The following is a 23577-nucleotide window of genomic DNA, read 5'->3' on the forward strand; positions in this document are numbered from 1 at the left end:
AGATCTTAATGGCGGAAATGGCGCGTGCCAGTAAAGATCATTGCGATGCCATGCTCATTGGCTGCGGCAATGATTTCATCATCGCGCATACTGCCCCCTGGCTGAATGACACAGCTTGCGCCACCTTTTACGACTACATCCAAGCCATCACGGAAAGGAAAGAATGCATCGCTTGCTACTGCCGAGCCTGCCAGGCTTAAGCCAGCATTTTCAGCCTTAATACTGGCCATGCGCGCAGAATCGACGCGACTCATTTGACCTGCACCAATACCTAAAGTCACGCCGTCTTTGCAATAGACGATCGCATTCGATTTGACGAACTTAGCTACACGCCATGCAAACAGCATATCGTTCATTTCACTAGGGGTAGGGAGTCTTTGACTAACGACACGCATTTCATTTTGAAGGACATTTTTTGCATCGGGTGATTGCACCAAGAGGCCTCCCCCAACGCGTTTGAAATCAAAGGTATTAAAGTCATGGCCTAAGGGAATTTCTAATAAGCGCACATTCTGCTTAGCTGCGAAGATGGCTTTGGCTTCATCGGTAAAACTAGGTGCAATAAGTACTTCCACAAATTGTTTTGCAACAGCTTCAGCCGCTGCACCATCACAAGTCACGTTAAAAGCAATGATGCCGCCAAAGGCTGAACTAGGATCAGTTTTAAATGCCTTTTGGTAGGCCTCTACAGGGCTGATACCCACTGCCACTCCACAAGGATTGGCGTGCTTAATGATGACGCAGGCAGCGCCAATTTCTGTTTGGTTTGAGAAACTCTTCACACATTCCCAAGCAGAATCTGCATCGGCAATATTGTTGTAAGACAGCTCTTTACCTTGCAACTGTTTGTAATTAGCCAAGGCACCAGCAACTAAATCAGTATCTTTATAGAATGCGGCAGACTGATGGGGATTTTCACCATAGCGCATTTCTTGTACTTTTTCAAAAGCCAGATGTAGGGTCTCTGGATAAGCTGAACGGGTCTTGTGCGCTAAATCATCCCCTAAGGCGCTCAGGTAGTTGGCAATTGCGCCGTCGTACTGAGCAGTGTGGGCGAATACTTTTTTAGCAAGCCTCAAGTTTGTCTTATAAGAAACCACGTTTTGATTTGCTTTCATTTCCGCTAGGACAAGGGCGTAATCCTCAGGAGAAATTAACACGGTGACATCTTGATGATTCTTCGCAGCCGCACGTAACATGGCAGGCCCACCAATATCAATATTTTCGATTGCTTCCTCAAAGGTGCATTGCTCATTGGCCACTGTTTCGTTGAATGGGTAGAGATTAATCACCAGCATGTCAATCGTATCAATCCCATGCTCTTTAAGGGCCGCCATATGTTCTGGAAAATCCCTGCGAGCTAACAGGCCCCCGTGCACCATTGGATGCAAGGTCTTGACGCGGCCATCCAACATCTCCGGAAACTTAGTTAAAGAAGTTACCTCGACGACAGGCAGGCCATTCTCCGCCAATAGCTTGGCTGTCCCCCCAGTAGAAATGAGTTTTACTCCTTGCTCATGGAGGGCTTTGGCAAAAGGCACAATGCCATTTTTATCGGAGACGGAAAGCAGGGCTGTACGGATCATAGGTTCTTTGTGAGGTAAATCGAGTAATGCACGTGAAAGATAAAGCTTACTAATAGTTACTTCAGTAGTTGATGTTCAACTAATTTTTTGTGTAAGGTATTGCGATTAATACCCAAGTATTGAGCGGCTAGGGATTGATTGTTCTTGGCATGTTGCATGACCAATTCAAGCATGGGCTTTTCTACTACGCCTAAGACCATTTGGTAAATATCAGACGGAGGGGTGCCTTTCAGGTCTTCTAAATAACGCTGCAACTGGGTTTCAATACATTCTGTAATGGGGTGTTTATTTGTCATAGATGAATCTGGAGAAATTAAGCTGCTTCTAAAAAAAGTAATCGCTCTGAGTGAGACTTCATCTCATCAAAAAAGTCATTCACCATTTGCAATTGGGTCTTGCAATCATCCGCGGTATTCATTCTTTGGCGGAAAGCGTGAGAATCGCGCAAACCTTTGCAGTACCAGCCAATATGTTTACGCGCAGTACGCAGGCCAGTGTATTCACCATAGAACTCATAGTGGTCGAGTAAGTGCGCATTCATAATCTCTTGAATTTCATTGATTTGGGGAGTTGGAAGTTTCCCCCCAGTTTCAAGATAGTGGGCAATTTCACGAAAGATCCAAGGACGCCCCTGAGCGGCTCGACCAATCATGATGGCATCTGCACCCGTCAGTTTGAGAACCAGCCCCGCTTTTTCTGGAGTAGTGATGTCTCCATTTGCCACCACTGGAATACCCACACTATTTTTGACGGCAGCAATCGTTTCGTACTCGGCCTCGCCGTGATACAAATCAGCGCGCGTTCTGCCGTGCACGGTCAGCATGGAGATCCCCATCTTTTCTGCTAATTGAGCAATCGCAATCGCATTCTTGTGCTCACGATCCCAGCCAGTCCGAATCTTTAAGGTGACAGGTACCGCATCGGGACCTATCCCGACTGCCTGGACCACGGCTGCCAAAATATTCTGAACGAGGGGCTCATCTCTCAGTAAGGCGGAGCCAGCAGCAACATTGCAAACCTTTTTCGCTGGGCAACCCATATTAATATCGATCACCTGCGCACCTTGATCCACATTGAGCTTTGCGGCAGCCGCCATCATGGCAGGATCAGCGCCGGCAATTTGTACCGCAATTGGTTTGAATTCACCTTGGTGGTTGGCGCGCCGTTGGGTTTTTTCACTCTTCCATAACAGGGCATTGGAAGCAATCATTTCAGAGACCGCATAGCCAGCACCCAACTTTTTACAAAGCTGGCGAAATGGACGATCAGTAACACCAGCCATTGGAGCTACAAATAGTTTATTTGCGAGAAGGTGAGGGCCAATCTTCATTAAGGTATTTTGGTGTACGCCTGAGTCTAAAGCTGCCTAGGAAAGGCTGACACTTTAGCACAATTTACGACTTCTCTGCCTATTTTTTAAGCAGAATTTAGCGGCCCTAACGGCGCCCAAACATCATTTGACGTGCTAAGGCTGTCTTGACTGGTGGAAGCCATTGAAGGGCTGTTAAGGCGAGTCCACGAGCCAAAACTACCGGCAATAAGTTTGATGTGAAAATCCGCGCCATCGTATCTGTCAGGCCAATAGTAGTGGTTCGATCGAGTTTACGGCTGAGGGCATATTCCGCAAGTTTTTGATGAACCTGCGCAAGCGTGATTTGCTCCTCGGGCCTGGCAAACAGAGTACTTAGTTTGTCAGCCAGCAAATAAGCATCGCGTAATCCTAGATTAAGACCTTGCCCTGCGACAGGATGCAAAGTTTGCGCGGCATTACCAATCCAGACCTCATTGACTTGGACGATTTCTTTGCGGTAATTGAGGCCCAGTGGATAGAGTCGGCGATCTTGTATTTTTAGAAACGCACCAACGCGCGAGCCAAAGGCATCGCGCAAGCTCTTTAAGAAGTCAGTCTCATTCATTTCCAATCTAGCTTGGGAAGATTCCGGAGATCCGCACCAAACGAGATTAAGAATATTGGGCCCATAGTGGCTAGGTAGTACTGCCAAGGGACCTTCGGAAGTAAAGCGCTCCCAAGCTTGATGGGGTTCGGCAGATTCTACTTCTACCAACCCCACTAAAGCAGATTGCTCATAGTCTCGACCGGACTCAACCCAATCCTGCTTTTTAAATAAGCCACCCTCGGCATGAACAATACATTGCGCAATGATTGCGTGGGCGGTAGCCTCTATATTTGCCCTAGGATCAATATGGCGCCAAACGAAATTCGAACTATTTTTTTGTAGTTCTCGCAAGGTCTTGCGTAAAGTCAGGTGAATGTCACGGTAGCGTACGATATGACCTAAGGCCTCTTGTCCAAGTTCTTCGCGCGTCATTAAGGTGCGACCAAAACGGCCTGCTTGTGAAACATGTACTCGATGAATATCAGCGCACTCCTTTGGCCAAGCGCCAATCGTATCGAGTAAGAGTTTGCTGCCGTGGGAGAGTGCAGTGCCTCTGCTATCAAACTCTGCAATCTCAGCATCATCCATTGGATTGCGATCCAGCAAGATGATTTTGGCATCGGGTAGTTTTTGTAAGCACCATGCTGCACAGGCTAGACCAACTGGTCCACCTCCCTGAATCAAAATATCACAATGCATTGGGCTCATCTTGAAAACGTTTGATGCTTAATGCTTCATGAGGGCTTGGATTTCATCAACAGAAACTGGCACCCCTCGAGAAATTAATTCGCAGCCAGTATTGTTAATAACGGCGTCATCTTCAATCCGAATTCCAATATTCCAAAAGGCGGGATCAATATCGTCGGCAGCTTGTACGTAGAGACCTGGCTCGATAGTGATGACCATACCCTCTTGTAAAACACGCCAAGGTTTTTCATCCATTGGCGTAGTGGCGTTTAGTTCGCGATACGAGCCGACATCGTGGACATCCATCCCTAACCAGTGGGAAGTGCGATGCATATAAAAGCGGCGGTAGGCAGCGGTTTCAATCGCATTCTCAAGTGAGCCTAATGCAGAGAGTTTCAGTAACTTCTCATCTAACAATCCCTGAGTAAGCACTTTAAGCGCTGCTTCGTGAGGCTGTACGAAGGTGTTACCCACCTTAGTCACGGCAATGGCAGCCTCTTGTGCAGCTAGAGTAATTTCATAAAGCGCGCGCTGCGGTCCGGAAAATACGCCATTGACTGGAAAGGTGCGCGTGATATCTGAAGCATAGCCATCAAGTTCACAGCCTGCATCAATTAAACAGAGTTCGCCACTGCGTAATTCAGCGGCACCTGCACGGTAATGCAATATACAAGAATTGGCGCCACTGGCTACGATGCTGTTGTAAGCCACACTCTGCGAGCCGTTTTTTCGGAACTCATGAAGTAACTCAGCTTCAAGTTGATATTCCCGCATGCCCGGTCTACACATTTGCATGGCACGAATATGTGCCTGAGCAGAGATGGCAGCAGCACGGCGCATGATTTCGAGCTCATGACTATCTTTCAGCAAGCGCATCTCATGAATCAACGCCTCTACATCATGAAATTCAGAAGGAGGATTTACGCCAGCGCGACTTTGTTGACGCACCTTCTTCATCCAATGACGCACGCGGCGATCTGACTCTGCGCTCTCCGCTAGTCGGAGGTAAACCGCACTCTCATTTGCTAATAGCACGCTCAACTTTTCATCGAGCAGTTCGTTGCTATGTGCAAATTCAAAGCCGAGTACTTCAGGAGCAGCCTCTGGTCCCAAACGAATGCCATCCCAAATTTCTCGCTCTTGATCTTTAGGTCTACAAAAAAGGTGAGATTCAAGCTGAGTTTGCTGACTAGTGCCACTAACACGCATGACTAAAGTGGCCCCAGGCTCATCAAAGCCAGTGAGGTAATAAAAATCACTGTCATGGCGATACGGAAATTCACTATCGCGGTTACGCAGCGCCTCAGGAGCAGTATTGACAATTGCAATTCCGCCGCCCGATTTAGCCAGTATCTGCTTTGCTAATCGTAGGCGTCGTTCTTGGTACAAGTTGGTTTTATTCATCAACTGCGTTGAGTTCTTTTAATCGTTGGGGCGTACCGACATCATGCCAAGGGCCACTGTATTTTTCGCCGGTAACACGGTTTCTTTGCATTGCTTCGCGTAGGAGTGGTGCTAGTTTAAATGGTACTCCGATTTCTAGATCCATGAATAGGTCACGGTGGTAAAGTCCGATGCCTGAAAAAGTCAGTTTTTCTGCATCCCTAACGATGCCATCGGAAATTTGCACCCCCTTGAGATAAAAGTCCCCCGTGGGATGTTGCATTGGATTGGGAACCATCACCAAATGCGCCAAGCTGTGAAGATCGCTTCGTAGATTAGGTACTTGATTTAGCAGGGCGCTGATGGGAAAGTCCGGGCAAAAAACATCACCGTTGATCACTAAAAAATAGTCATGCGCTTCCATTAACGGAAGTGCTTGACGAATACCGCCCGCAGTTTCTAAAGCCTTCACTTCTGGTGAGTAAGTAATGTGAAGTCCAAATTGACTACCATCCCCGAGCGCATCCTCAATCTTTTGACCAAGCCAAGCATAATTAATTACTACCTTATCAATGTGTGCTTTTGCCAGTGCTTCTAGATGCCAAGCTAAGAGAGATTTGCCCTGAACTTGTAGAAGTGGTTTTGGGAGTTCATCTGTTAATGGACGCATGCGCTCACCGCGTCCAGCAGCCAATAATAGGCAGGGAGGAGTTAAATCATTAGCTGATTGCATCTGATGATTGACGGGTAGATTCCAAAATACGGGCCAGTGGTTTTAGCTCAATGTAGCGATTTGCGGTTGCAATTGCATACTGTAAAACCAAGGGAATATCTTTGAGATACGCTTCTTTGCCATCACGATAAAAGAGTCTAGCGAAAATACCCAGTACCTTCAAATGGCGCTGCAGACCCATCCATTCAAAATCTCGGTAGAACTGACCAAAGTCTTCTGTCATGACTAAGCCACGCTTGCGACCCTGCTCCCAGTATTTAATGACCCAATCAATCACTCTTTCTTCGGGCCATGCGATGTAGGCATCGCGCCAAAGTGATGCTGCATCATAAGTAATTGGCCCAAACACGGCATCTTGAAAATCCAATACACCGGGATTATTTTGCGCGGTGACCATCAGGTTACGCGAATGAAAATCCCGATGAACATACACTTGCGGTTGCGCCAGATTATTGCGAATGAGGAGTGCAAATGCTTGCGTTAATTGTTGTTCTTGAATCTGACTTAGGTTCAGTTGCAAATGTTTTTTTAGATACCAATCTGGAAATAAATCCAGTTCACGTTGCAATAGGGCCTCGTCATAATTTGGCAAAACATGGGGCTCACTTGCTAATTGCATTGCTATTAATGTGTTGGTAGCCGCCTGATAAAGTGAGTCCGCATTTCCTTCGGTTAGATCCGCAAGATAGGTTTGATTGCCTAAATCACTGAGTAAAAGAAAACCTTCCTTTTCATTTTTTTCTAAGATCTGGGGCACATGTAGACCCGCTTCTCTTAGCAGTAAATCCACCCGAATAAACGCCTCTAATGGCTCATGTTGAGGAGGGGCATCCATCACAATAAAAGAGCCAAATTGGGGATTCTGGGTCTGAATGCGGAAGTAGCGCCTAAAGCTGGCGTCGGCTGAGGCGGGGGCTAAAGTGGCCAAGTCTAATTGCCAATGGGGCTGGAGGCCCATTAGCCAGTGGCGGAGTATGTCTAAACGAGAGTCATTCATGGTCGATTCGTATAATAAGGCGGGTCTGGATCTATGAGTCATTATCGCCGTCGTGCCGGCCTTTGCGCCCCTCTTATTTTAGCTGTCTCCCTGCGGATTATGTTGGGGGCTGTATTGTCGCAATTTGCCTTTAATGCTGCTGCACAGGCACCTCCTCCTTTACCAGCCCTCTCCGATCCAAATAAAGCAGAAAACACAGTCTTGATACCTGATCGAGGTCAAGTCACGATCTTAAAGTTGGATGATCAGCTGCGGGTTGGAAAACCGATTGGTGATGGCGATGCGTTGACCTTTACTTCCAGCGATGCCATCGATGGCGTAGTTGATCGCGAAATGAATCTTAAAGGGCGAGCGCAAATTCGTCGCAATGGCGCGGTGATGAAAGCGGATGAAATTAAGTACGATCCCGATTCTGATATTGCCCGCTTAGTGGGTAATGCGCAGTTGCTAAAAGGCAATGTGGTTTTTACCGGCCCGACTGCCGAATTCAAAGTGGATGCGCGCGAAGGGAAAATGGATCACCCAAGCTATGAATTGCGTGACAACCGTGCAAGTGGTGTGGCACAGAAACTCACCATTGAGTCATCCGACATTTTTGTTTTTGATAAGGCGACCTACACCACCTGTACGCCACAGAATTTAGATTGGTATTTCACCGCCAACACCTTAGAAATAGATAACGAACAAAAGGAAATGGTTGGTACAAATGGGGTGATGCGGTTCTTTGATGTCCCGATCGCTTACGTACCTTATTTTTCTTTACCTACCTCTAGTCAACGCCGCTCAGGAATTCTTTCGCCAATAGCTGGATACAACTCTAATAATGGTATTGATGTCACCCAACCTTATTATTTAAATATCGCACCCAATCGAGACCTCTTATTAGTTCCTCGAGTGATGGGTCAGCGCGGAGTGCAGCTTGGTGCTAAGTACCAATTCTTGGATCCTCTGTATGCGGGTGCGCTGGGCGGGGATTATTTACCTTATGACCGCAAGACCGGCACCAACCGTTGGCGCTATGACTGGCAGCAGCGTCAGTCATTTACCGGTGGGCTGGCGCCTGGAGGTATTCCTCTACCAGGTGCATGGACTGGCTATGCCAACGTAGCCCGCGTATCGGATAGTCAATATCCAACCGACTTTTCACAAAGTATTGCAGGGGCAGTAACAAGCCAGTTCCGCCAAGAAATCGGCACGACTAAAAATCTAACAGACAGTTTAGGAAACTGGAATATTTCCGCGAAAGCGACCACTTTCCAGACTTTGCAGCCAGATCCTACGAACATTGTTCAGTCGCCTTATAACGTTCTGCCAAATATTAATGCGAGCTACAGCAATCGCCTAACGCCAACGGTGACTGATGCCAGTGGAAAGTATTTGGAGCAAGCCTCTGGGCCAGTAACTACCTTTTCTACTGATTTAACACGCTTCGCTTACAACGTGAACGGCAACCCATCGGCGGCGCCTGCTGGTTATCTTTATAGTCAAGCGGATAGAACGGTGCTTAAGGGGGCGATTTCCTTGCCTCAGGTCACTCCAGGCTACTACCTAACCCCAAAATTAAGCTTTCAGGCTAATAACTACAATGCCACTTCTCTTACTGTGGGCGCACCAGTAGCTCAGGGATTTCTTTTGCCTACTTTAAGTGTGGATTCTGGACTGGCCTTAGAGCGTGAGGCGGCTGAACTGAAAGGCTTTTTTGGGCGCGATATGCTGCTAACCATGGAGCCAAGAGCGTTCTATGTTTACACGCCCTACCAAAGCCAGGCAAATACCCCATTATTTGATACTGCGGATGGCGGATTTGGCATGAGTCAAATCTTTAGTGAAAATAACTTTATTGGTAATGACCGTATTGCGGATAACAATAAGCTCACAGGAGGCATCACTAGCCGCATGATTGAGGCTGGCTCAGGAGCTGAGCGAGCTAGCGTGACTCTGGCCCAAAGACAGCAATTTACAGCACAAAGAGTGGGCTTAAATGGCAATATTACTAATCCAACCACCTATTCAGATACCTTAGGCTCTGGAACCGTACGTTTGCTAGGCAACTTTAGCGCAGATGTCTTTGGGGACTACAACACCCAACTCAATCGATTTGTACAAACCACCGTAGGTGGAAGCTGGCGCCCTACTCCTGGCAGAAGCCTGAATTTTGGCTACCGTAACGTTTGGAGCCCCCCAACGCAGGCGCTTGGACCAACCCCGGCTACTTTGGCCCAAACTACTACTGATCAATACAATGTCTCGGGTCAATGGCCTCTTACTAGAGAAGTATCAGTCCTCGGTCGCTGGGGTTACGATGCGCTCACTACGAAGACCTTAAATACTTTGATGGCCTTAGAGTGGACTAGGGATTGCTGGACGCTACGTGGGGCTTATTCTCAATATCTGACAACCTCTCAGATCACCACCACCCAAGTACTCTTCCAAATAGAATTTAGGGGCTTTGGTAGTGCAGGTAGCAATCCAGTTGATATCATGAAGCTAAATGTCCCAGGATATATGCCCACTTCCAAGCCAATCCCACCATCTACATTTGAGAACTATCAATGACGCGTAGAAATTCTTTTAGAAACCTATTGGCTTGCCTAGCCCTAGTTGGGATTGGTATTTTTCCAGTGATCGCTCTCGCGCAAGATGCCGTAAAGATATCCACAACAGATACCAAGATTCGCAATATTGATGGCGTAGCCGCAATCGTCAATACTGGATACGTCACGCGCAAAGAAGTGGATGACCGAATTGCAGCACTACAAAAACAAGGCAACAAAATGCCGAGTGGTACTGACTTACGCAAGATGGTGATGGATCGACTCATCATTGAAAAAATTCAGCTACAAAATGCTGAGCAAGAAGGCGTAGAAGTAACTAATAAAGAATTAGACAAGATCATTGACGATATTGCGGCAAAAAATAAAATGAGTCGCGCAGAACTCAAAGTCAAAATAGAAGCAAGCGGCACGACCTATGAGCGATACAAGCAATTGTTACGGGAAGACATTGTGATTAGTCGTTACCGTGAGCGTGAGGTAGAGGGGAAGGTTAAGATTTCTGATGCAGAAATTGATAACTATATTAAGGATCGCAATTTAGCTGCTCCAATGGGTGGTGTGGTCGCATCTACGCCAGTTGCGAATGGGGCTCCAGAAGAAATTGACGTAGCGCAAATTTTTATTCCCGCTGAGGCAGGAGCGGCAGCGCAAGCAGATGCAAAGAAAAAGGCAGAGTCTCTATTGGTGCTGGCGCGCGGTGATGCGGACTTCTTACAGTTGGGCGCTATGGCGGCTAAAGATAATCCAAAAATCAAATTTCAAGAATTAGGCTACCGCACTCCAGATCGCTTGCCGCAACTATTTTATGAGGCCGTTCGTAATATCGGCAGTGGTCAAGTAGCGAATGTGGTGGTTAAAAGCCCAGCTGGTTTTCACGTCCTCAAGGTGTTGGATCGTCGTGCTTTGGTCGCAAATGCACCAGAATCACGACCTGCACAGTCAGCACAGGCCGCGCCAAGTGCGCCCCAAAGCATCATGATTACCCAAACACTCTCGCGCCATATTTTGTTGCGCAGTCGTCAAGGGTTGTCTGATCAGGATGCGGAAAGACGTTTGGCTGGATATCGCGATCAGGTGCGAGCAAAAACAGTCGATTTCGGAGATTTAGCGAAAAAATATTCTGAAGATGGAGCGGCAGCTAATGGCGGTAATTTAGGTTGGATGAGCTCAGGTGATCTAGTGCCCGAGTTTGAGCAAGCCATGAATCGTTTGCAAATTGGCGATGTGAGCAATCCCGTCAAAACCCAATTTGGTTGGCATTTAATTCAAGTCCTAGATCGACGTGAAGCGCAGTTGACAGTCGAGAAGCAGCGTGAGTTTGCGCGCGCTGCGATACGTGAGCGTAAGTTTGATCAAGCTTATCAAGACTGGTTACGAGAATTGCGTGATACCGCAACTGTGAAGATCATTAATGCAGATGATCCAGCATCCAGCCCCCGTTAATTTAGTCATTAGCTCTGGAGAGCCGGCAGGTATTGGCCCAGAGGTCTCTGTTGCAGCCGCCCTCAGTTTTCTGGGGGAGCAACCGGATGCGCATGTCACTCTAGTTGGTGATCCTCAGGTACTACAGCTGCCGCATATAGCGGATGCAATTGCACATCGCTTAACAATTGATGCGGTAAAGTTGGCTGCACCCAGTATCTCAGGCCAGTTAAATCCTGTTAATGCCCGTTATGTTTTAGATATGCTCGATATAGCGATCGACGGTTGTCTAGAGGGTCGATTCGATGCAATGGTTACTGCCCCTCTGCAAAAGAGCGTTATCAATGATGCGAAGCTTGGAGCGGATGCTATCTTCACTGGGCATACTGAATACTTAGCTAAACGTTGCGGTGTGAAACATGTGGTCATGATGTTGTGCGCCGATTTACCGCAGGGCTTTCTTGGTCTAAATAAAGCAGCTACTCTAAGGGTGGCCTTGGTAACGATTCATTTGCCTTTGAGAGCAGTTGCATCCGCCATAACCCAAGAGCTCATCTTAGAAACAATTCAAATAGTGAACCAAGACTTGCGCCATTACTTCGCTATAGAAAACCCAGCAATAAGAATAGCTGGATTAAACCCTCATGCTGGAGAAGGTGGCTATTTGGGGAGCGAAGAAATTGAGATCATTGCACCAGCTATCGAGATGGCTAGGGGTATGGGCATTGACGTAAAAGGTCCCTATCCTGGTGATACCATGTTTGATGCACATTCCTTAGGGCATGTGGATGCCTTTATTGCCATGTACCATGATCAAGGGCTTGCGCCATTTAAGTTTGTGAGCTTTGGCGACGGTGTGAACGTTACTCTAGGTTTGCCCATCATTCGCACCTCAGTGGATCATGGGACTGCACTCGATATTGCTGGTAAAGGCTCTGCCGACCCCGGCAGCATGCTTGAGGCTTTACGCTTGGCATATCAAATGGCTGTTAATCGCAAGGGTCTACAACCATGATGCATCGCGCACGTAAGCGATTTGGCCAGAACTTTCTGCAAGACTCTGGAGTTATCTATTCCATTATTGCTTTAATTAACCCTAGTACCAATATGCACGTAATAGAGATTGGTCCGGGACTCGGCGCATTGACGCGACCGCTATTGACCAATCTTGAGCATCTTGATTTATTAGAGATTGATCGAGACTTGGTTGCTTATTGGATACAAGAAAATTTATCAGGTTTAAATGTAATTGAGGGAGATGCACTCACCTTTGACTTTTTAGAATGGGCTAAAAGTCGTCCTGAGAATAGTGGCTTGTGTAAGGTGGTGGGTAATTTACCTTACAACATCTCTTCGCCTTTGCTGTTCCATTTAGTTTCAGCGGCGCACGTCATTGATGAACAAGTATTTATGTTGCAGGCCGAAGTGGTTGAGCGCATGGTGTCTAAAGCGGGTGGTTCAGAATTTAGTCGCCTTACAGTGATGATGCAGGCTCGCTACGATATGGAGCTTGTCTTGGAGGTTCCGCCAGAAGCATTTGATCCCAAGCCCAAGGTGAACTCGGCTGTGGTTCGCATGATTCCAAGAAAAGACTTTAATTTAAATAGCGCCCAGTGGGCTGCATTAGAAAAAGTAGTTGCTGCTGCATTTTCCCAAAGAAGAAAAATGTTGCGGACTAACTTAGCTGCTTATAGCGAAAGGCTTTCATTGACTGAGTCGGAATTGAAAGCCCGTGCTCAGGATATTTCGGTAGAGCGTTATATTGAATGGGCTAAAACGATCGCCGCTTAATTCTGATATGCACTGGGATCTATTGCATGCATTTCAGACTCAATCCACGCTTCCACTTCTTGGTGGAGTTGCCCAGGCGTTTTGCCCGCAGACAGAATGGCAGGCCCAATCGAAAAAATAACCTTGCCGGGATATTTTAAAAAGCTATTTTTAGGCCAGCATCTGCCCGCATTGTGGGCGATGGGTATGACAATTGCGTGTGTGGCACTGGCCAATCTAGCCCCGCCCTTTCGGTAGGGGACATGGCTACCAGTGGCTATTCTTGTCCCCTCTGGAAATAACATAATCCACTTGCCTTCACTCAAGCGTTTACGACCCTGACTGGCGACCGAAGTTGCTGCAGTTTCACTCTTAGCGCGATTGATATGAATCATTTTGAGCAACGCTAAAGCCCAGCCGAAAAACGGAATCCAAAGCAATTCACGTTTGAAAACAAAGCAGAGTTGCTTTGGCAGCAAAGCAATATAAGCGATGGTTTCATATGCCGATTGGTGCTTGCTCAGAACCACCACGGGTTGATCTAGCGCGGCCAGCATATGCTCCATACCTCTAATTTCATACTGAATTCCGCATAAATGCCACAACAACCAAATAACAATCTTATTCCACAGGCCAATAAAGCGGTAACGATTTTCTGGATTCAAAAAAGGAAAGGCCAAGAAACATAGTACCGCCCAAACGGGAGTGAAGATAAGTAAAAACAGTGCAAACAAAGTTGAACGTAAATAAATCATGTTGACCTATATCTTTTCTTGTAAGAGGGCATGAGCGAAGGCGAGCAAGTCAGCGTGTATTTGAGTACCTTCCGGCAAACCGGCGGCAGCCAAAGTTTTTTGTCCCTTACCAGTTAAGACTAAATGTGGTGTGGCTCCTAAGGCAACGCCAGCCTGCAGATCACGCAAAGAGTCACCCACCACTGGGATGCCCAGTAGGGGTGTGACACTGTCATTTTTTTTGTAACGCAAGGCAATTTCTTTCATAAGCCCAGGTTGCGGTTTCCGACAATCGCAGGCATTGGCATCAATGTGAGGGCAAAAGAAAATACCATCAACATGACCACCTAATGGCTTGAGTAATTTATCCATTTTGTTATGCATAGCATGTAAATCATGAATACTGAAATAACCTCTAGCTAATCCGGATTGATTTGTGGCGATGGCAATTTGATACCCAGCCTGATTGAGAAGTGCAATCGCCTCCAAGCTCCCAGGTAAAGGAATCCACTCTGCACTAGATTTGACATAGTCATCCCGATCTTCATTAATCACGCCATCGCGATCTAGGATGACTAATTTGACGGGATTAGAGCTCATGCTAATTTACTAAGATCGGCAATCAAATTCATTTTTTGGTGGAGTTGTTGCAAGAGAGCAAGACGGTTATCGCGCAATTCGGGGTTAGGATCCATCACCATGACATCAGCAAAAAATTGATCAATGGGTGCACTTAAGGCGACTAGTGCTTGCAGAAGCTCCACATACTCATGCTTCTCGTATGCTGAGTCTAGCTTGGGGGAAATGCGCTCAAGGGCTTGATAAAGCGCAATTTCTGCTGGATCTTGTAACGCCTTGCTAGAGCAGGCCTTAGGAATAATTTCACTATTCTTTTTAAGAATATTGCTAATGCGTTTATTAGCGGCAGCAAGTTGTGTAGCTTCTGTGAGCCCGCTAAATTGCCGAAGCGCAGTAAGTCGCTCGATAAGATCGTTTAAGCGGGCAGGAGACTGGCTCAATACCGCATCAATTTCAGCACTGGTAAAGGGAACGCTATTAACGGATTGGTCGCGCAAATAAGCGCGGAGGCGGTCCAAGATGAAGGCGTAAATATCCTCCACCTTCGCATTGTCTTGCACGCCTGCTTGAGAAAACTGGTGACGCGCTAAATCAATTAATACGGGCAAATTAAGGGCTAGCTTCTTTTCTAGGAGGAGGCGACAAACTCCTAAGGCATGACGACGAAGCGCGTAGGGATCTTTATCTCCGGTAGGGGCCAATCCCACACCCCAAATACCGATTAAGGTTTCGAGCTTATCGGCAAGGGCAAGAATAGTGCCAGTTTGGGTCTGCGGCAAAGCATCACCTGCAAACCGTGGCATATAGTGCTCGCTACAAGCAGCGGCAATTTCTGCAGATTCACCATCGTGGAGGGCGTAGTAGCGGCCCATAATTCCCTGAAGCTCAGGAAACTCTCCAACCATATCGGTTAACAAATCTGTCTTGGCAATTTCTGCCGCTCTGCTAACTACTTGTGGGTCAGCGTTCAATGTCTTTGCAACCTCTATAGCAATCGCTTGCACACGCTTCATGCGGTCCAGTTGATTGCCCAATTGATTGTGGTAAATCACTTTACCTAAGTCTGCAACACGAGATGCCAAAGGACGTTTTTGGTCTTGCTCAAAGAAAAAGCGGGCATCGGATAGGCGCGGACGCACAACCCGCTCATTCCCGGAAATAATAGCCTCTGGGGTATTCGTCTCAATGTTGGAAACAATCAGAAAGCGATTGCGTAGCTTGGCTTGCTTGTCCGTTAAAGCAAAATACTTTTGATTGGTTTGCATCGTTAAGATCAAGCACTCTTGCGGAATTGCCAAGAACTCTGGGTCAAAGTGGCACTCATAAATTGCCGGCCACTCGACAAGGGCAGTCACTTCATCTAGCAGGCTATCCGGCATGAGCACTAAATCTTCCCCGGCTGCTTTGAGAAGGGCGTTCTCAATATGAGCGCGACGCTGTGCAAAGTTCGGTATCACTTTAGCTTGAGTTTTTAGATCTTCCTCGTATTGCTTAGCTGATGCAATGGTCAAAATACCCGGAGCTAAGAAGCGATGCCCCTCTGTCTGATTACCAGCATCAAGCCCTAGGGCGTTCATCGTCAGAGTATGGCTACCATGCAGAGCGAGGATACGATGTGCTGGACGCGCGAACTCAACATCAACGAGCTCACCATTCTTTTGCAGCACTTGGTAATGCATCATTTTAGCAATCGGCAGCTTATTCAGGGTATGGCTGAGAGCCGCTTGAGCACTAGACTCCAGGGCAGCACCCTTGGCGAGCACATTCAGAAAAAGTGCTTCATTTTTACCTTCCCCTGATTTCTCGAGGGTGGATAAGTCAATATCACCGTAACCTAAGGCAGCTAATTTCTTGAGTAAAGGAGCGGTGGCATTGCCTTGAGCGTCAAAGGCAATGCTAGTGGGTAATAATTTTTCACGCACAGGATAATCTGGTGCCTGACTTAAGACATCAGAAATCACTACCGCTAGACGTCGGGGTGTGGCGTAAGAAGTTGCTACTGAGTTCTTGCTCAACAAGCCGACTGCTTTCAAAGAACTAAAGATCCCATCACTAAATGCCTCACCCAAACGACGCAGTGATTTCGGTGGGAGCTCTTCAGATAAGAGCTCGATTAATAGTGGCGCTGATTGTTCAAGCGAATGGGATGTACTCATAAATTGGTGTGAGGCGCTGTTGCGCTTGAAGGACTCTGACACATAGGAAAGCCCAGTTTTTCTCTGGACTCGTAGTAAGCCTGCGCTAATGCTCGTGAAAGATGGCGGATACGCCCAATATAAGCGGCACGCTCTGTAACCGAGATGGCGCCACGGGCATCCAATAAGTTAAAGGTATGGGCGGCTTTGAGAACCATTTCATAAGCGGGCAGTGCCAAGGGGATTTCCATGAGCCGCTTCGCTTCGCTTTCATAATTCATGAAGTTGGCGAAGAGCAATTCTGCATTGGAGTGCTCAAAGTTATAACTCGACTGCTCCACTTCATTTTGGTGATAAACATCACCATAAGAAATGCCATCAGCCCAAACAAGGTCATACACATTGGAGCAGTTTTGAATATACATTGCGAGGCGCTCAATACCGTAGGTGATTTCACCGAGCACGGGTTTGCAATCCAGCCCACCGACTTGCTGAAAGTAAGTGAACTGGGTTACTTCCATACCGTTTAACCAGACTTCCCAACCCAGGCCCCATGCTCCTAAGGTTGGGTTCTCCCAGTCATCCTCAACAAAGCGGACGTCATTTTTTTGGAGGTCCAAGCCTAAGGCGGCGAGTGAGCCAAGGTAAAGCTCAAGAATATTTTCTGGCGCAGGTTTTAGTACGACCTGAAACTGGTAATAGTGTTGGAGCCGATTGGGGTTTTCACCGTAACGGCCATCTTTTGGTCGGCGGGAGGGCTGAACATAGGCTGCTTTCCAAGGCTCGGGACCGATAGCCCGTAAAAAAGTAGCGGTATGGGATGTGCCCGCGCCAACCTCGAGGTCAATAGGCTGCAATAGGGCGCAACCTTGTTGGTCCCAGTAGTCTTGGAGTTTAAGAATGATTTGCTGAAAAGTAAGCATGATTAACCTAGCTAAGCCCTTGATTTTACATGGCTCGTGCATAAGCCCATTAATTAACTACTTAAAGCGTTTTTGACGAATTATCCCGAGAATGAGCACGAGGCAAGAAATAGTCAAAATAGGGATATTTCCCCAAAGCACATAGGGCGTCTTGCCTGAATACGCTTGCACCTGTGCACTCAGAATACCTTGGGTAAATTGGGGTAACTGACCTAACACTTTGCCGTCCGCTCCCAATGCCGCAGTGATACCAGTATTGGTAGCCCGAATCGATGGCAGACCGGTTTCAAGCGAGCGTAACTGCGATAGGCGTAATTGTTGCGCTGGTGCTTGTGAGGCACCGAACCAAGCTAGGTTAGTAATATTGATTAAAAGATTCGCAGGCTCGGAACTATCTCTTAAGCGGCTAGCTAATTCCCCTCCAAACACATCCTCATAGCAAATAGTGATAGCTGCGTAGAGCGGCACTTGCGTATTTCGATTGATTAAGAAGAAAGGTTGATCAGTACGGCCGCGGGCAAAGTCACTCAAAGGCACGCTGAAGGCCTCCACAAACCAACGAAAACCCGGAGGAATAAATTCTCCGAAAGGAACAAGATGGGATTTGTCGTAACGATAGGGTGGATTGTTCGGGCTCAATCCTAGCGCGCGGTTAGAAAACTCCCTGCCATCTGCTGGATTGAAATGTCGGCCAATCACTCCAAATAACAAAAAGCTCTGATGGGTTGTGGAAAAATCTTGCAGCGCCTCAAGCGTACCGGTTGGCAAATTGGGTTCAGGCCAAGGTAGCGCTGTTTCAGGTGCAACGACTAGATCGGTATGAGATTGGATCATGGCGTTCTTGTAGAACTCAATTTGTCTGAGCATGCCCTCTGGCTTAAATACCAAGCTCTGTGCAAAATTGCCTTGCAGCAATTCGACGCTAAGGGGCTCTCCTGTTGGCTTGGTAAAGGTCCATAGGTTGAGAAGCTGACTAAAGCCAAGCAAACACACTATCAGTGCCGCAGAGCGCTTCCCATGGTTGCGCAAAGAAAGTGCCAACCAAGATAACCAAATAACAAAAAAGGTGCACCCTAAGCCTCCTAGGTAAGGCGCTAAGGGAGCGAAGGGCCCGTGAACCTGAGCTTCAGCAAGACCCATCCAAGGAAAGCCAGTAAAGATTGTGCCGCGGAGATATTCAATCAGTGTCCAGCAAGCAGCAAGCAATAAACCTGTTTGGGGCGCGCGTTTAAATAGGGGGATGGCTAAACAGGCGCCGGCAAAAAATAGGGCGAGAAAGCCTGCCAGCAAGAAAACAGCCGCACACGAAAGCACTGCATTCATACCGCCCACGTCATGCAGGGTGATGTAGATCCACCAAAGGCCCAAAGTAAAGTAACCCAAACCAAACAGCACCCCAGGAAGGAGATGGCGTTTTAGTGGAGAGTCTTTATCAAGGCTGAGTAAGTACCAGACTCCGCTGAGAAGGGGAATTTGTAGCCAGCCACCAAAAGGTAGTTCGGCAACGCCAGCCAAAAGAGCGCCCAAAATAAATAAAAACAGGAGGCGAGCGCTACGATGAAGCTGATGTATCTCTTGGTTCTTCAAGGTAAGCCACGCACTCAATGTATCCCAATTAGCCAAGGGCAATTTCAGCCAGCTTTTTTGGAGAGTTGACGGGCTAACAAAATATGGATTTGTCGTGGGTCTGCACGTTGCACTTCAAATTGAATGCCGCCAATATCAACAAGTTCACCAATTTTCGGCACACGACCAAGATGCTGAATCACCAAGCCGGCGACGGTATCAATATCCTCGACTTCAAAGTGGGTGCCGACAGTTTCATTAAATTGCTCTAACTCGGTAATCCCTTTAACGCGAATATCGCCGTTATCTAATGCAATGAGGTTATCCGCCTCCTCATCCACATCATGCTCGTCCTCGATATCACCCACGATTTGCTCGAGCACATCCTCAATCGTAATAATGCCGGCGACGCTGCTGTATTCATCGACCACAATCGCCAAGTGGTTGCGGTTGTCCTTGAAATCCCTCAATAAAACACTCAGGCGTTTGGATTCGGGAATAAATACGGCAGGACGTAACCAGTCACGCACTTGAAAATCTTTTTCAGAGGAATAGCGTAATAAGTCTTTTGCCAACAGGGTACCAATGACATTACTGCGACTCCCCTCAAATACTGGGAAGCGCGAGTGAGCCGCGTGAATCACGCTCTTGATCATCTCCGACAGCGGAAGGTTGATATCAATCCAGTCAATTTGAGCGCGCGGCACTAAGATGTCCCTAGCGCACAATTGACCCACTTGAAATACACCTTCGATCATGGATAGTGCATCAGCATCAATCCAGCCATCCACCTGCGCTTCTCTTAAAGTTTCGATGAGCTCTTTACGACGCTCTAGCGGGCTGCTGGGCTCAGTGCTTAAAAATTCAGTTAAGCGTTCTAGTAGGGATTTTTTGGGGTCAGGCATATTGCAAGAATAGCGTAGAAAAAAGTAATCGAAGGGAATCTAGCCATCAATAGATTAAAAATCTTGATAGGGATCATCAAAGCCAAGGGCTTTAAGAATGGCAATTTCCCTTTTTTCCATCTTAACTGCGTCTTCCGACCTCTCATGATCGAGTCCTTGCGCATGCAAACAACCATGAACGATGAGATGCGCTAGGTGGGCTTTGACTGTCTTGCCTTGCTCACGCGCCTCTTTAAGGACTACAGGTAGGCAAAAAATGATATCGGCTACTACTATTTTTTTGCTAAGTTCATAGGAAAAGGTCAGCACATTAGTAGCTTTGTCCTTTTGACGAAAACCCATATTGAGGCGCTTAGCTTCGGCTGGATTGACAAAACGCAGCGTCAGAAGTCCACTTTGCTTAGTTACTTCCTTCACCCATTTTTTGATGAGGGCTGGTGATGTAATTGTAGACAGCGATTTTTCGACGGCTACGCTGGCAAACTGCAATTCAATTTGCAGCTTAGGAGGTGCTGTGGGATTTAAAGACTTAGGCATGGGCATGCACTAACTCACCACGCAAGGTGTAGTTCAGGACCTCAGTAATCCGTAGTTCCACCATCTGCCCCAGTAGCGCCTCATGATCGGCAATAGCTGCTGAAAAATGGATTACGCGATTATTCGCTGCACGTCCTTGCAAATTCTCACCATCTTTCGCTAGGCCTTCAACTAAAACCTGTTCTACATTACCCAGCATATTTTGACTAATCTGATTGGCCTGTGACTCTACTAAGGCTAGCAAAGTCTGTAAGCGCTTGAGTTTGACTTCATATGGTGTGTCATCACTTAAGTTAGCGGCAGGAGTACCGGGTCTAGCACTGAAGATAAAGCAAAAGCTATTATCAAAATTAAGCTCTTTTACCATCTTCAGTAATTTCTCAAAATCCGCATCCGTCTCACCAGGAAAGCCAACGATAAAGTCGCTCGACAAAGTCAAGTCAGGACGGACTACCCGCATTTTGCGAATGATGCTTTTGTACTCTAATGCAGTGTAGCCGCGCTTCATGGCAGATAAAACGGAGTCGGAAGCGTGCTGAACGGGTAGGTGTAAATGGCTTACTAACTTAGGTATCTTTGCATAGGCGTCAATTAAGCGCTGCGTAAATTCTTTAGGGTGACTGGTGGTAAAGCGAATGCGCTCGAGGCCGGGAATTTCGGCGACGTATTCCAATAAGAGCGCAAAATCTGCAATCTCTTCACTATCCCCCATTTTCCCCAAATAGGCGTTCACATTCTGCCCTAGCAGGACTACTTCTTTTACCCCTTGCGCAACTAGCCCAGCAACTTCAGTAAGTACATCATCAAAGGGGCGCGAGACTTCTTCGCCGCGCGTATAAGGGACAACGCAATAACTGCAATACTTAGAGCAGCCTTCCATGATGGAGACATAAGCCGAGCCCCGAGTTTGGCGGGAAGCTGGCAGATGATCAAATTTTTCAATTTCTGGAAAGGAAATATCTACTTGGGGTCTGCCTGTTTCACGTCTTTGGGATAGCAAGTCAGAGAGGCGATGCAGGGTTTGGGGACCAAATACGACATCGACATAAGGTGCTCGGCTGATAATTTGCTGGCCTTCTTGGCTGGCAACACACCCACCGACACCAATTAATAAATTAGGTTTATTTTTCTTGAGCTCTCTTAAGCGTCCCAAATCAGAAAATACCTTATCTTCGGCTTTTTCTCGAATCGAGCAGGTGTTGAGCAGGACAACATCTGCGTCTTCTGGGCTATCTGTCATGACCATACCTTCATTTTCATGAAGTAGGTCGGCCATCTTGCCCGAGTCATACTCGTTCATTTGACAGCCAAAGGTTTTAATGTAGAGCTTTTGCATATGCCGTTCTCAGGTTTACAGCTGGGGGCGAAGCAAAGATTTTACGGCATAAGGAAACTATGCAGACGATAAGCCAAAATGACTACAAAAGTAGGCGGGAGCGCCCATAGAAGAAGGCGAATGGTTGAGACAGAGCCATTGGGGAAATGATTGCGCAAAATAGCGACGCCCGCTGGATTCGGTGCATTCGCAATGACCGTCAGCCCTCCTCCAGCCACAGCGCCACCCACTAAAGCAAGCTTAAATTCTGGGGTGGTTCCTGAGACTAGCGATCCTAAGTAGGTTAAAGCGGCATTGTCCGTAATGGCAGTCAGGGCCAAGCTGCCATAAAACACGGCTGTTGGACTCATATTTTGCAGAACGGGTTGCAACCACCATCCTTGCAGTGATCCTAAGACTACTAGGCCGGCTAAGAAGAAACCTACCAAGAGTGCCTCTTTTAGAATTAAGGGGCTTTGATAGGTTGGATAAGCGGTGGTGTACCCAATAAAGAATAGCAGTAGCCACATACAAATGACGGGCTCATGGGCAAACACAACCACGCCTACTAAAAATGCTAAATGAACGAAGATGACGGTCGGGGGAATACTATCTTTTTTGGTTTCAGCTTTGGTTTGAGTTTTAGGCTCGACCAGTTGCCGATGGAAGAGTAGCGTGGCTCCTAAAGCGTTAATGAAAATAGCAATGCAGGATTCAAGGCCAAAATTGGCGAACATGAAGGCTGAACTCCAGTTCCAGGTGGTTGCTACCATTAATACAGGCGGAGCGGCAAAATTGGTGAGCGTTCCCCCAACCGAGATATTGACAAACAACACACCTAGCGTGCCAAAGAGCAGGGCGTTAGAGCATTTATGCCGGTAAACCAGATCTCGCAATAAGAAGGCGGCCAGGGTCATGGCGGCGGGTTCTGTAATGAACGAACCCAGCAAAGGTGTCAGGCCGAGCGTCAGAAAATACATCACGGGCGCACTGCGAGACTTCAGCAAGGACTGCAAAAGCGCAGCAATGGTTTTTAATAATTGCGTAGAAATATACAAAATGGGTTTGCTACCTGCCACCACCATAATGGCAAAGACAAATAGCGGTTCGGTGAAATTACGCTGGTCTGCAAATGATTTTGCTGAACTCAGGCCATCCAACAATCCAATATAAATCATGAGAATGGCTGCCCAAAACCCGAAGACAATTTCTACTTCGCCTAAGAGGTGCCAAAGACCTGCATGTTTTGGGTACTTCTGTGCGAGTATCTCGAAGTAGGTGGTGCTAAAGGTATGGATCACAGCAATTGCAAAAATAATGCTGGCGCCGAGCTCTGTAGGGGTAAAGTTCATAAGGTCATATTATCAGTCTGTTCTGACAGATAAATAACCTTAATACTAATAAGTAAAATTAAGTGAAATACAGGAGATTATTGTGAAACTAAAGCTAGGCTACCAAGCCCTCATCGATCAAGCAATGGCGCAAATTGAGACTGTTTCATTGGAGCAAGCTCAAGCCCTGCTATCTGATCCCAATACACTATTTGTAGATATTCGCGATGTGCGTGAGCTTGAGCGAGAAGGCATGATTCCCAATGCGCTGCATGCCCCACGAGGCATGCTTGAATTTTGGGTAGATCCAGAAAGTCCGTATTACAAGCCCGTATTCGGGGAAGGCAAGCGCCTCTTGTTGTACTGCGGTTCTAATTGGCGCTCTGCCCTTGCAACCGAAACACTCCAAAAAATGGGCGTTCCGGAGGTTTGTCATCTCGAAGGTGGCTTTAGCGCCTGGAAAAAGGCCGAACTTCCTGTAGCAGAGAAGCCCGTTAAGCCGTATTGATTCTAAAAATAGG

At 47.2% G+C, this 23577-nt stretch carries 21 protein-coding genes; 5 read left to right on the top strand and 16 right to left on the bottom strand.

Annotated elements, in window-relative coordinates; translation table 11 throughout:
- Positions 1-5: 5 nt before the first annotated feature.
- The 7 genes from purH to CP950_RS00995 form a co-directional block, all read right to left on the bottom strand.
- Positions 6-1586: a bifunctional phosphoribosylaminoimidazolecarboxamide formyltransferase/IMP cyclohydrolase gene (gene purH / locus CP950_RS00965; RefSeq protein ID WP_096671994.1), complete on the bottom strand. Its 1581-nt coding sequence runs from the start codon at positions 1584-1586 to the stop codon at positions 6-8.
- 56 nt (positions 1587-1642) lie between these two features.
- Positions 1643-1882, bottom strand: coding sequence for a helix-turn-helix domain-containing protein (locus CP950_RS00970; protein WP_096671995.1), 240 nt, complete (start codon positions 1880-1882; stop codon positions 1643-1645).
- Positions 1883-1899: 17 nt separating this feature from the next.
- Positions 1900-2916, bottom strand: a complete 1017-nt coding sequence (gene dusB, locus CP950_RS00975) for a tRNA dihydrouridine synthase DusB (RefSeq protein WP_096671996.1) — start codon at positions 2914-2916, stop codon at positions 1900-1902.
- A 106-nt stretch (positions 2917-3022) separates the two neighbouring features.
- The gene (locus CP950_RS00980) at positions 3023-4192 is read right to left on the bottom strand and encodes an FAD-dependent monooxygenase (RefSeq protein WP_096671997.1); all 1170 of its coding nucleotides are present in this window, start codon (positions 4190-4192) and stop codon (positions 3023-3025) included.
- A gap of 18 nt (positions 4193-4210) precedes the next feature.
- Positions 4211-5575: an aminopeptidase P N-terminal domain-containing protein gene (locus tag CP950_RS00985; RefSeq protein WP_096671998.1), complete on the bottom strand. Its 1365-nt coding sequence runs from the start codon at positions 5573-5575 to the stop codon at positions 4211-4213.
- Entirely contained in the window at positions 5568-6287 is a 720-nt protein-coding gene (murU, locus tag CP950_RS00990; protein ID WP_096671999.1) for an N-acetylmuramate alpha-1-phosphate uridylyltransferase MurU, read from the bottom strand. Before murU ends, CP950_RS00985 begins: the two co-directional genes overlap by 8 nt.
- Entirely contained in the window at positions 6274-7284 is a 1011-nt protein-coding gene (locus tag CP950_RS00995; RefSeq protein ID WP_096672388.1) for an aminoglycoside phosphotransferase family protein, read from the bottom strand. Before CP950_RS00995 ends, murU begins: the two co-directional genes overlap by 14 nt.
- Positions 7285-7317: 33 nt before the next feature.
- Here CP950_RS00995 and CP950_RS01000 point away from each other — a divergent pair, with 33 nt between their 5' ends.
- From CP950_RS01000 to rsmA, 4 genes are read left to right on the top strand one after another with little or no spacing between them, the layout of a single operon-like run.
- Positions 7318-9840, top strand: a complete 2523-nt coding sequence (locus CP950_RS01000; RefSeq protein WP_096672000.1) for an LPS-assembly protein LptD — start codon at positions 7318-7320, stop codon at positions 9838-9840.
- On the top strand, positions 9837-11282 hold the full coding sequence (locus CP950_RS01005) for a peptidylprolyl isomerase (protein ID WP_096672001.1): 1446 nt from the start codon (positions 9837-9839) through the stop codon (positions 11280-11282). The genes CP950_RS01000 and CP950_RS01005 overlap by 4 nt, the downstream gene beginning before the upstream one ends.
- On the top strand, positions 11257-12276 hold the full coding sequence (gene pdxA / locus CP950_RS01010) for a 4-hydroxythreonine-4-phosphate dehydrogenase PdxA (protein ID WP_096672389.1): 1020 nt from the start codon (positions 11257-11259) through the stop codon (positions 12274-12276). The genes CP950_RS01005 and pdxA overlap by 26 nt, the downstream gene beginning before the upstream one ends.
- On the top strand, positions 12276-13052 hold the full coding sequence (gene rsmA, locus CP950_RS01015) for a 16S rRNA (adenine(1518)-N(6)/adenine(1519)-N(6))-dimethyltransferase RsmA (protein WP_096672390.1): 777 nt from the start codon (positions 12276-12278) through the stop codon (positions 13050-13052). The genes pdxA and rsmA overlap by 1 nt, the downstream gene beginning before the upstream one ends.
- Here rsmA and CP950_RS01020 read toward each other — a convergent pair.
- The 9 genes from CP950_RS01020 to CP950_RS01060 are packed head-to-tail and all read right to left on the bottom strand — an operon-like array spanning position 13049 to position 23077.
- The gene (locus tag CP950_RS01020) at positions 13049-13786 is read right to left on the bottom strand and encodes a lysophospholipid acyltransferase family protein (RefSeq protein ID WP_096672002.1); all 738 of its coding nucleotides are present in this window, start codon (positions 13784-13786) and stop codon (positions 13049-13051) included. The two genes, rsmA and CP950_RS01020, sit on opposite strands and share 4 nt — an antisense overlap.
- Before the next feature lie 6 nt (positions 13787-13792).
- Positions 13793-14365: a D-glycero-beta-D-manno-heptose 1,7-bisphosphate 7-phosphatase gene (gene gmhB, locus CP950_RS01025; protein WP_096672003.1), complete on the bottom strand. Its 573-nt coding sequence runs from the start codon at positions 14363-14365 to the stop codon at positions 13793-13795.
- Positions 14362-16500, bottom strand: a complete 2139-nt coding sequence (gene glyS / locus CP950_RS01030; RefSeq protein WP_096672004.1) for a glycine--tRNA ligase subunit beta — start codon at positions 16498-16500, stop codon at positions 14362-14364. The genes gmhB and glyS overlap by 4 nt, the downstream gene beginning before the upstream one ends.
- Positions 16497-17402 (bottom strand): glycine--tRNA ligase subunit alpha, encoded by a 906-nt coding sequence (gene glyQ / locus CP950_RS01035; RefSeq protein WP_096672391.1) that lies wholly within the window; start codon positions 17400-17402, stop codon positions 16497-16499. Before glyQ ends, glyS begins: the two co-directional genes overlap by 4 nt.
- Positions 17403-17459: 57 nt before the next feature.
- Complete coding sequence (gene lnt / locus CP950_RS01040; protein ID WP_243391875.1) at positions 17460-19025, bottom strand: apolipoprotein N-acyltransferase; 1566 nt, start codon at positions 19023-19025, stop codon at positions 17460-17462.
- Positions 19026-19033: 8 nt separating this feature from the next.
- A complete protein-coding gene (locus CP950_RS01045; protein WP_096672005.1) occupies positions 19034-19873 on the bottom strand; it encodes an HlyC/CorC family transporter in 840 nt (279 codons plus the stop codon).
- 54 nt (positions 19874-19927) lie between these two features.
- Positions 19928-20410 carry an rRNA maturation RNase YbeY gene (gene ybeY, locus CP950_RS01050; protein ID WP_243391876.1) on the bottom strand — a complete coding sequence of 161 codons (483 nt, stop codon included), beginning with the start codon at positions 20408-20410 and terminating at the stop codon, positions 19928-19930.
- Positions 20403-21746 (bottom strand): tRNA (N6-isopentenyl adenosine(37)-C2)-methylthiotransferase MiaB, encoded by a 1344-nt coding sequence (gene miaB, locus CP950_RS01055; RefSeq protein ID WP_096672007.1) that lies wholly within the window; start codon positions 21744-21746, stop codon positions 20403-20405. The genes ybeY and miaB overlap by 8 nt, the downstream gene beginning before the upstream one ends.
- A 41-nt stretch (positions 21747-21787) precedes the next feature.
- Positions 21788-23077 (bottom strand): putative Na+/H+ antiporter, encoded by a 1290-nt coding sequence (locus tag CP950_RS01060; RefSeq protein WP_096672008.1) that lies wholly within the window; start codon positions 23075-23077, stop codon positions 21788-21790.
- 82 nt (positions 23078-23159) lie between these two features.
- Here CP950_RS01060 and CP950_RS01065 point away from each other — a divergent pair, with 82 nt between their 5' ends.
- A complete protein-coding gene (locus CP950_RS01065) occupies positions 23160-23564 on the top strand; it encodes a rhodanese-like domain-containing protein (protein ID WP_096672009.1) in 405 nt (134 codons plus the stop codon).
- The last annotated feature ends 13 nt before the right edge of the window (positions 23565-23577 follow it).

The organism is Polynucleobacter meluiroseus (assembly GCF_900205755.1).
In the GTDB taxonomy this organism is placed as follows: domain Bacteria; phylum Pseudomonadota; class Gammaproteobacteria; order Burkholderiales; family Burkholderiaceae; genus Polynucleobacter; species Polynucleobacter meluiroseus.

Bases quoted from the DNA above. Each gene is read 5' to 3' on its own strand.
- pdxA (WP_096672389.1), top strand. From the start codon at position 11,257: ATGATCCAGCATCCAGCCCCCGTTAATTTAGTCATTAGCTCTGGAGAG.
- murU (WP_096671999.1), bottom strand. From the start codon at position 6,287: ATGCAATCAGCTAATGATTTAACTCCTCCCTGCCTATTATTGGCTGCT.
- CP950_RS00980 (WP_096671997.1), bottom strand. From the start codon at position 4,192: ATGAGCCCAATGCATTGTGATATTTTGATTCAGGGAGGTGGACCAGTT.
- glyQ (WP_096672391.1), bottom strand. From the start codon at position 17,402: ATGCTTACTTTTCAGCAAATCATTCTTAAACTCCAAGACTACTGGGAC.
- rsmA (WP_096672390.1), top strand. From the start codon at position 12,276: ATGCATCGCGCACGTAAGCGATTTGGCCAGAACTTTCTGCAAGACTCT.
- CP950_RS00995 (WP_096672388.1), bottom strand. From the start codon at position 7,284: ATGAATGACTCTCGTTTAGACATACTCCGCCACTGGCTAATGGGCCTC.
- purH (WP_096671994.1), bottom strand. From the start codon at position 1,586: ATGATCCGTACAGCCCTGCTTTCCGTCTCCGATAAAAATGGCATTGTG.
- CP950_RS01045 (WP_096672005.1), bottom strand. From the start codon at position 19,873: ATGCCTGACCCCAAAAAATCCCTACTAGAACGCTTAACTGAATTTTTA.
- CP950_RS01000 (WP_096672000.1), top strand. From the start codon at position 7,318: ATGAGTCATTATCGCCGTCGTGCCGGCCTTTGCGCCCCTCTTATTTTA.
- gmhB (WP_096672003.1), bottom strand. From the start codon at position 14,365: ATGAGCTCTAATCCCGTCAAATTAGTCATCCTAGATCGCGATGGCGTG.
- dusB (WP_096671996.1), bottom strand. From the start codon at position 2,916: ATGAAGATTGGCCCTCACCTTCTCGCAAATAAACTATTTGTAGCTCCA.
- CP950_RS01005 (WP_096672001.1), top strand. From the start codon at position 9,837: ATGACGCGTAGAAATTCTTTTAGAAACCTATTGGCTTGCCTAGCCCTA.
- glyS (WP_096672004.1), bottom strand. From the start codon at position 16,500: ATGAGTACATCCCATTCGCTTGAACAATCAGCGCCACTATTAATCGAG.
- ybeY (WP_243391876.1), bottom strand. From the start codon at position 20,410: ATGCCTAAGTCTTTAAATCCCACAGCACCTCCTAAGCTGCAAATTGAA.
- miaB (WP_096672007.1), bottom strand. From the start codon at position 21,746: ATGCAAAAGCTCTACATTAAAACCTTTGGCTGTCAAATGAACGAGTAT.
- CP950_RS00970 (WP_096671995.1), bottom strand. From the start codon at position 1,882: ATGACAAATAAACACCCCATTACAGAATGTATTGAAACCCAGTTGCAG.
- CP950_RS00985 (WP_096671998.1), bottom strand. From the start codon at position 5,575: ATGAATAAAACCAACTTGTACCAAGAACGACGCCTACGATTAGCAAAG.
- CP950_RS01020 (WP_096672002.1), bottom strand. From the start codon at position 13,786: ATGATTTATTTACGTTCAACTTTGTTTGCACTGTTTTTACTTATCTTC.
- CP950_RS01060 (WP_096672008.1), bottom strand. From the start codon at position 23,077: ATGAACTTTACCCCTACAGAGCTCGGCGCCAGCATTATTTTTGCAATT.